Source organism: Salmonella sp. SJTUF15581 (assembly GCF_043356775.1).
Classification (GTDB): Bacteria; Pseudomonadota; Gammaproteobacteria; order Enterobacterales; family Enterobacteriaceae; genus Salmonella; species Salmonella enterica.
The window spans coordinates 20,905-27,563 of the sequence record NZ_JBEUJY010000024.1; the positions used below are offsets into that span (position 1 = coordinate 20,905).

10 protein-coding genes and 1 rRNA gene are annotated in these 6,659 nt (G+C 51.5%); 8 read left to right on the forward strand and 3 right to left on the reverse strand.

Translation table 11 applies throughout. The features are described from left to right. Positions 1 to 39: 39 nt before the first annotated feature. Together fmt and def are read right to left on the reverse strand one after the other, a co-directional pair. Positions 40 to 987: a methionyl-tRNA formyltransferase gene (gene fmt, locus ABVN36_RS23870; RefSeq protein WP_001285165.1), complete on the reverse strand. Its 948-nt coding sequence runs from the start codon at positions 985 to 987 to the stop codon at positions 40 to 42. A 15-nt stretch (positions 988 to 1,002) separates the two neighbouring features. Beyond that, entirely contained in the window at positions 1,003 to 1,512 is a 510-nt protein-coding gene (gene def / locus ABVN36_RS23875; protein ID WP_000114987.1) for a peptide deformylase, read from the reverse strand. Positions 1,513 to 1,643: 131 nt separating this feature from the next. Between def and dprA the strand changes: the two genes are divergently transcribed. The 6 genes from dprA to ABVN36_RS23905 are packed head-to-tail and all read left to right on the forward strand — an operon-like array spanning position 1,644 to position 5,436. Further along, positions 1,644 to 2,768, forward strand: a complete 1,125-nt coding sequence (dprA, locus tag ABVN36_RS23880) for a DNA-protecting protein DprA (RefSeq protein ID WP_000124529.1) — start codon at positions 1,644 to 1,646, stop codon at positions 2,766 to 2,768. Next, complete coding sequence (gene smg, locus ABVN36_RS23885; protein WP_000460663.1) at positions 2,740 to 3,213, forward strand: DUF494 family protein Smg; 474 nt, start codon at positions 2,740 to 2,742, stop codon at positions 3,211 to 3,213. Before dprA ends, smg begins: the two co-directional genes overlap by 29 nt. A gap of 26 nt (positions 3,214 to 3,239) precedes the next feature. Next, on the forward strand, positions 3,240 to 3,782 hold the full coding sequence (locus ABVN36_RS23890) for a type I DNA topoisomerase (protein ID WP_001129708.1): 543 nt from the start codon (positions 3,240 to 3,242) through the stop codon (positions 3,780 to 3,782). A 4-nt stretch (positions 3,783 to 3,786) separates the two neighbouring features. Continuing rightward, positions 3,787 to 4,359 (forward strand): L-threonylcarbamoyladenylate synthase type 1 TsaC, encoded by a 573-nt coding sequence (gene tsaC, locus ABVN36_RS23895; RefSeq protein WP_001063613.1) that lies wholly within the window; start codon positions 3,787 to 3,789, stop codon positions 4,357 to 4,359. Positions 4,360 to 4,363: 4 nt separating this feature from the next. After that, a complete protein-coding gene (aroE, locus tag ABVN36_RS23900; protein ID WP_001658711.1) occupies positions 4,364 to 5,182 on the forward strand; it encodes a shikimate dehydrogenase in 819 nt (272 codons plus the stop codon). Further along, a complete protein-coding gene (locus ABVN36_RS23905) occupies positions 5,179 to 5,436 on the forward strand; it encodes a DUF1488 domain-containing protein (RefSeq protein ID WP_001070575.1) in 258 nt (85 codons plus the stop codon). The genes aroE and ABVN36_RS23905 overlap by 4 nt, the downstream gene beginning before the upstream one ends. Here ABVN36_RS23905 and ABVN36_RS23910 read toward each other — a convergent pair. Beyond that, positions 5,412 to 5,966: a gamma carbonic anhydrase family protein gene (locus ABVN36_RS23910; protein WP_001285628.1), complete on the reverse strand. Its 555-nt coding sequence runs from the start codon at positions 5,964 to 5,966 to the stop codon at positions 5,412 to 5,414. The genes ABVN36_RS23905 and ABVN36_RS23910 overlap by 25 nt on opposite strands. Positions 5,967 to 6,079: 113 nt before the next feature. Between ABVN36_RS23910 and ABVN36_RS23915 the strand changes: the two genes are divergently transcribed. Together ABVN36_RS23915 and ABVN36_RS23920 are read left to right on the forward strand one after the other, a co-directional pair. Next, positions 6,080 to 6,232 (forward strand): hypothetical protein, encoded by a 153-nt coding sequence (locus tag ABVN36_RS23915; RefSeq protein ID WP_000795911.1) that lies wholly within the window; start codon positions 6,080 to 6,082, stop codon positions 6,230 to 6,232. A gap of 207 nt (positions 6,233 to 6,439) precedes the next feature. Then, positions 6,440 to 6,659, forward strand: a 16S ribosomal RNA gene (locus ABVN36_RS23920); the annotation flags it as partial.

The window sequence follows — 6,659 nt, forward strand, 5'->3', positions numbered from 1 at the left end:
AAAATGCCCGGTAATACCGGGCGTATAAAGACGTGACCGTCAGGCAAGACGGTTACCAGGAATAAACCATTCCCGGCGTGAATTTAACAGATCCTGGGCGCTCATCGCTTTTTTGCCGGCAGGCTGAAGCGAAAGCAAATTTAATATCCCCTTGCCTGTTGCAACCTGAATGCCCTGTTTCGTCGCGGCCAGAATGGTTCCCGGCAGCGACTGCGTGGCGTCCTCAATGACGGACGCCTGCCAGACTTTTACCGGCTGACCGTCGATTTCCAGCCAGCTCATTGGCCACGGATTAAAGGCGCGAATGCAACGCTCCAGCTGTGCTGCGGAGAGAGACCAGTCAATACGCGCTTCTTCTTTACTGAGCTTTTCCGCATGAGTGACCAGCGCTTCATTCTGCGCTTCAGGCGTCGCTGTGCCGTCCGCCAGTTGTTTTAGTGTGGTAATTAACCCCTGCGGGCCAAGTTCAGCCAACTTATTATACAGTGAGCCACTGGTATCTTCTGCGGTAATCGGGCACGCAAGTTTATACAGCATGTCGCCGGTATCCAGCCCTACATCCATCTGCATAATTGTGACGCCGGTTTCCGCATCGCCTGCCCAGAGTGAGCGCTGAATAGGCGCCGCGCCGCGCCAGCGTGGAAGCAGCGAACCGTGAACGTTGATACATCCGAGACGGGGCATATCCAGCACTGCCTTTGGGAGAATCAGACCATATGCTACGACAACCATGACGTCGGCATGTAAGTCAGCAACCAGATGCTGGTTTTCCTGAGGACGAAGCGACACGGGCTGGAAAACGGGCAGGCCTTTTTCTTCCGCCAGCACTTTTACCGGGCTGGGCATCAACTTTTTGCCGCGACCTGCTGGACGATCGGGTTGGGTAAATACGCCGACAACGTTATGTCCAGAAGTTAACAGCGCGTCGAGATGACGCGCTGCAAAGTCAGGTGTACCCGCAAAAATAATACGTAGTGAATCTGACACGTTGGTTCTTGTCCTTTAAGCCCGGGCGTTCAGGCGGTCGAGTTTTTCTACTTTCTGACGAATACGTTGTTGCTTCAGCGGCGACAAATAATCGATAAACAGTTTACCGACCAGATGATCCATCTCATGCTGAATGCAAATTGCCAGCAAACCATCCGCTTCAAGCTCAAACGGGTTGCCGTCGCGATCCAGCGCGCGGATTTTCACTTTCTCGGCGCGCGGCACTAAAGCGCGCTGTTCCGGAATCGACAGACAGCCTTCTTCTATACCCGTTTCGCCACTTTTCTCCAGCAATTCCGGGTTAATGAGTACCAGGCGCTCGTCGCGGTTTTCCGAAACGTCAATCACGATGATCCGCTGGTGGATATCGACCTGCGTTGCGGCCAGACCGATACCTTCTTCCGCGTACATCGTTTCGAACATATCATCGACGATACGCTGAATTTCTGCATTCACTTCTTCAACCGGCTTTGCGACTTTGCGAAGGCGCTCGTCCGGAATATGTAACACTTGCAAAACTGACATAATTATCCAGAGTTGTGTTCAGGAGTTGAAAAGATTATTACCTCTATTCTAGACAAATCCCCACCTGATTGACAGCATCAGTGACCAATCGCAAAGATTGTTCAGACTGCTTGTGGCAGGGGAGGGAAAGGATGGCCCGTACCGAAATTTGGTTACGTTTAATGTACGTCGGCGACCTTTATGGCGAGGCGATGTTGAACATGGCGAACTCGCTTATTCGCCAGCCTCAGATAAATCGCACGCACCTTCAGGAGGCTGGTCTTACCGCGCGGCAAGCTGAACGTTTTTTACAGCTTCCAGCAGGTGTGCTTGATGAGACATTACGCTGGCTTGAACTACCGCAGCACCATTTTCTGTGTGCGGATAGTGAAATTTATCCTCCCCAACTGCGTGCTATTGACGATTATCCCGGCGCTATTTTTATTGACGGCGATCCTGCCTGTCTGCATACCTGCCAACTTGCCGTCGTAGGGAGCCGGAGCCACTCCTGGTATGGAGAACGCTGGGGACGTCTGCTTTGCGAAAGCCTTGCGAAAAGCGGTTTGACGATCACCAGTGGCCTTGCCCGGGGAATTGATGGCGTAGCACACAACGCCGCGGTGAGTATGGGGGGAAAAAGTGTAGCGGTGTTAGGGAATGGCTTGGCAAAGATTTATCCTCGCCGACATGCCATGCTGGCTGAAAACTTGATTGCCACCGGCGGCGCAGTGGTCTCAGAATTTCCGCTTTCAACGCCTCCGCTACCGCAACATTTTCCTCGCAGAAACCGTATCATCAGCGGACTGAGCAAAGGCGTGCTGGTGATTGAGGCGGCGTTGCGCAGCGGTTCGTTGGTGACGGCGCGCTGCGCGCTTGAACAGGGGCGGGACGTTTTTGCATTACCAGGTCCTATCGGTAGTCCGGGAAGCGAAGGCACGCACTGGTTAATTAAACAAGGGGCCACGCTTGTGACGACGCCGGAGGATATTCTGGAAAATTTGCAATACGGCTTACACTGGTTGCCAACTACGGCGGAAAATTCACTTTATTCACTAAATCAGGATGAGGCGGCATTGCCATTTCCTGAGCTCCTGGCTAACGTAGGAGATGAGGTAACACCTGTTGACGTCGTCGCTGAACGTGCCGGCCAACCTGTGCCAGCGGTAGTGGCTCAGCTACTCGAACTGGAGTTAGCAGGATGGATCGCAGCTGTACCCGGCGGCTATGTCCGATTAAGGAGGGCAAGCCATGTTCGACGTACTAATGTATTTGTTTGAAACATACATCCATAACGAAGCCGAGCTGCGCGTGGATCAGGACAGACTGGAGCGTGATCTCACCGACGCCGGGTTTGATCGCGAAGACATCTACAATGCGCTGCTGTGGCTGGAAAAACTCGCTGACTATCAGGATGGCCTCGCGGAACCCATGCAACTTGCTTCCGACCCTCTTTCAATGCGCATTTATACGGTTGAAGAGTGTGAAAGGCTTGATGCCAGTTGCCGGGGGTTCCTGTTATTCCTTGAGCAGATTCAGGTGCTAAACCTCGAAACACGAGAAATGGTGATTGAGCGTGTGCTGGCGCTGGATACCGCAGAGTTTGACCTGGAAGACTTGAAATGGGTTATTTTGATGGTGTTATTCAACATTCCGGGCTGTGAAAACGCCTATCAGCAAATGGAAGAATTACTCTTTGAGGTAAATGAAGGTATGCTGCATTGATAGGTGTTAATGCTGCATGAGTGAATATGGCTAAATCAGCACTGTTTTCGGTGCGTAAAAATGAGCCCTGCCCGCAGTGCGGGGCCGAACTGGTAATTCGTTCCGGGAAACATGGTCCGTTTCTCGGCTGTTCTCGCTATCCGGAATGCGATTACGTTCGTCCGCTGAAAAGTCAGGCGGACGGGCATATCGTTAAAATTCTGGAGGGGCAACTATGTCCTGAGTGTGGCGCCGTACTGGTGCTGCGTCAGGGGCGCTTTGGCATGTTCATCGGATGCAGTCAGTATCCGCAATGTGAACATACAGTGGTTATTGATAAACCGGATGAAACGGCGATTGCCTGTCCAGCCTGCCAGCAAGGACATTTGGTCCAGCGCCGTTCTCGTTACGGTAAAATCTTTCATTCCTGCGATCGCTACCCGGAATGTCAGTTCGTCATTAACTTCACACCGGTTGCGGGGGAATGCCCCGAGTGCCATTATCCGCTACTCATCGAAAAGAAAACCGCGCAGGGCGTGAAGCGCTTTTGCGCCAGTAAACAATGTGGAAAGCCGGTTCCGGTGGAATAAACAAGTGAATAATAACCTGCCAACAGGATCTATCGCCGCGGCGGTAGATCTCCTGAATAAAGAAAATGTCATCGCTTATCCAACAGAAGCCGTTTTCGGCGTCGGCTGCGATCCCGATAGTGAAACAGCCGTTACGCGCCTGCTGGCGTTAAAACAACGGCCCGTCGATAAGGGACTCATTTTGATTGCCGCCAGCTTTGAGCAGTTAAAACCTTATATTGATGACAGCATACTTACCGCCGCACAGCGTAAAGCGGTATTTGATTGCTGGCCCGGGCCGGTAACGTTTGTTTTTCCTGCGCCCGCGACAACGCCGCGGTGGCTCACGGGACGTTTTGATTCCCTGGCCGTTCGTGTTACCAATCACCCGCTGGTGGTCGCGCTATGCAATGCGTATGGCAAACCGCTGGTTTCCACCAGCGCCAATCTGAGCGGATTACCGCCATGCCGTACCGTTGAAGAGGTGCGTGCGCAATTTGGTGATGATTTTCCGGTGGTTGAAGGCGCAACGGGTGGGCGTTTAAATCCTTCAGAAATTCGCGATGCTCTGACGGGCGAACTGTTTCGACAGGGGTAATATGATGGAAACCTATGCTGTTTTTGGAAATCCGATTGCGCACAGCAAATCGCCATTTATTCATCAGCAATTTGCTCAGCAGCTAGATATTGTTCACCCCTATGGTCGCGTGCTGGCCCCTATTAATAATTTCATTAATACGCTTGATGCCTTTTTCGCGGCAGGGGGAAAAGGCGCAAACATCACAGTACCTTTTAAAGAGGAGGCGTTTGCGCGATCGGATGAGTTAACGGAACGAGCATCGCTGGCGGGAGCAGTCAATACATTAAAGCGGCTGGAAGATGGTCGTTTGCTTGGCGACAATACTGACGGTATCGGTTTATTAAGCGATCTCAAACGTTTAAATTTTATCCGCCCAGGATGGCGTATTTTGCTGATTGGCGCGGGCGGCGCATCCCGGGGCGTGCTGTTACCTCTGCTTTCTTTGGATTGCGCGGTCACTATCACCAACCGTACAGCTTCACGTGCCGAAGCGTTGGCGAAAATCTTTGCTCATACCGGCAGCGTTCATGCCACGGATATGGACAAGCTGGATGGTTGTGAGTTTGACCTAATTATTAATGCGACCTCCAGCGGCATACGGGGCGAAATCCCGGCGATACCAGCGTCACTTATTCACCCTTCCCTCTGTTGCTATGACATGTTCTATCAAAAAGGGAATACGCCATTTCTCTCCTGGTGTGTACAACAGGGCGCAAAACGCTACGCAGATGGGCTGGGAATGCTGGTGGGGCAGGCTGCACATGCCGTTTTGCTTTGGCACGGTGTATTACCGCAGGTCGAGCCAGTGATTGAGCAGCTACAGCAGGAATTATTAGCGTGAACCAGGCCATACAATTTCCTGACCGCGAAGAATGGGATACTGCCGCCAGCGCTGTCATCTTTCCCGCCCTGGTTAATGGGATGCAACTCACGTGTGCAATAAAAAAAGATGTACTGGCGTATCGCTTTGGTGGAGAAACAGCGGAGCAATGGCTGGCCATTTTTCGTGAGTATCGCTGGGACCTGGAAGAAGAGGCTGAAGCATTAATCCTGGCCCAGCAGGAAGACGATCACGGTTGGATATGGTTATCCTGAGAAAGATAGTCGTCTTTCCATTTTACATAGTTATTGGCGGAGTACTGCAGGCCCGATCTCTCAGCATCGCTCAGGGGGCGGATCTGTTTTACCGGACTGCCAAGATATAAATAGCCGCTTTCCAGCCGTTTGTGCTGCGGCACCAGGCTTCCCGCACCAATCATTACGTCATCTTCTATTATCGCGCCATCCAGCACAATGGAGCCCATACCGACCAGTACGCGGTTACCGATGGTACAGCCGTGCAGCATAACTTTATGGCCAACGGTAACATCTTCGCCAATGATTAATGGGTTGCCGTGTGGATTGGATGGAGACTTGTGGGTTACGTGAAGAACGCTGCCATCCTGAATGTTCGTACGAGCCCCTATCGCAACGTAATTCACATCGCCGCGAATCACCACAAGCGGCCAGATCCCGATATCATCCGCCAGACGGACATCACCAATAACCACGCTGCTGGTATCGATCATCACGCGCTGACCGATTTCAGGAAAAAGATCCTTATAAGGACGTAATGTGTCAGACATGTCTACCTCATCATAAATGAATAGTCATGAAGACTTTGGTTGCTTTAACGGCGTTGTGCAAGGGGAGATAGCATCAAAAAATCGCCACTTTGCGCAGGAATGGAGCGAAAGGGATGAAAAATCAACAAACAGAAAAAAAGATCCAAAAAACGCTTGTGCAAAAAAATGGGATCCCTATAATGCGCCTCCATCGACACGGCGGATGTGAATCACTTCACACAAACAGCCGGTCGGTTGAAGAGAAAAATCCTGAAATTCAGGGTTGACTCTGAAAGAGGAAAGCGTAATATACGCCACCTCGCGACGGTGAGCTGCAAGCCGCGTCGCACCTGCTCTTTAACAATTTATCAGACAATCTGTGTGGGCACTCGAAGATACGGATTCTTGACGTCGCAAGACGAAAAATGAATACCAAGTCTCAAGAGTGAACACGTAATTCATTACGAAGTTTAATTCATGAGCATCAAACTTTTAAATTGAAGAGTTTGATCATGGCTCAGATTGAACGCTGGGGGCAGGCCTAACACATGCAAGTCGAACGGTAACAGGAAGCAGCTTGCTGCTTCGCTGACGAGTGGCGGACGGGTGAGTAATGTCTGGGAAACTGCCTGATGGAGGGGGATAACTACTGGAAACGGTGGCTAATACCGCATAACGTCGCAAGACCAAAGAGGGGGACCTTCGGGCCTCTTG

Excerpts from the sequence above, each read along its gene's own strand:
- def (WP_000114987.1), bottom strand. The coding sequence starts at position 1,512 with ATGTCAGTTTTGCAAGTGTTACATATTCCGGACGAGCGCCTTCGCAAA.
- dprA (WP_000124529.1), top strand. The coding sequence starts at position 1,644 with ATGGCCCGTACCGAAATTTGGTTACGTTTAATGTACGTCGGCGACCTT.
- smg (WP_000460663.1), top strand. The coding sequence starts at position 2,740 with ATGTTCGACGTACTAATGTATTTGTTTGAAACATACATCCATAACGAA.
- ABVN36_RS23890 (WP_001129708.1), top strand. The coding sequence starts at position 3,240 with ATGGCTAAATCAGCACTGTTTTCGGTGCGTAAAAATGAGCCCTGCCCG.
- aroE (WP_001658711.1), top strand. The coding sequence starts at position 4,364 with ATGGAAACCTATGCTGTTTTTGGAAATCCGATTGCGCACAGCAAATCG.
- ABVN36_RS23910 (WP_001285628.1), bottom strand. The coding sequence starts at position 5,966 with ATGTCTGACACATTACGTCCTTATAAGGATCTTTTTCCTGAAATCGGT.
- ABVN36_RS23915 (WP_000795911.1), top strand. The coding sequence starts at position 6,080 with ATGAAAAATCAACAAACAGAAAAAAAGATCCAAAAAACGCTTGTGCAA.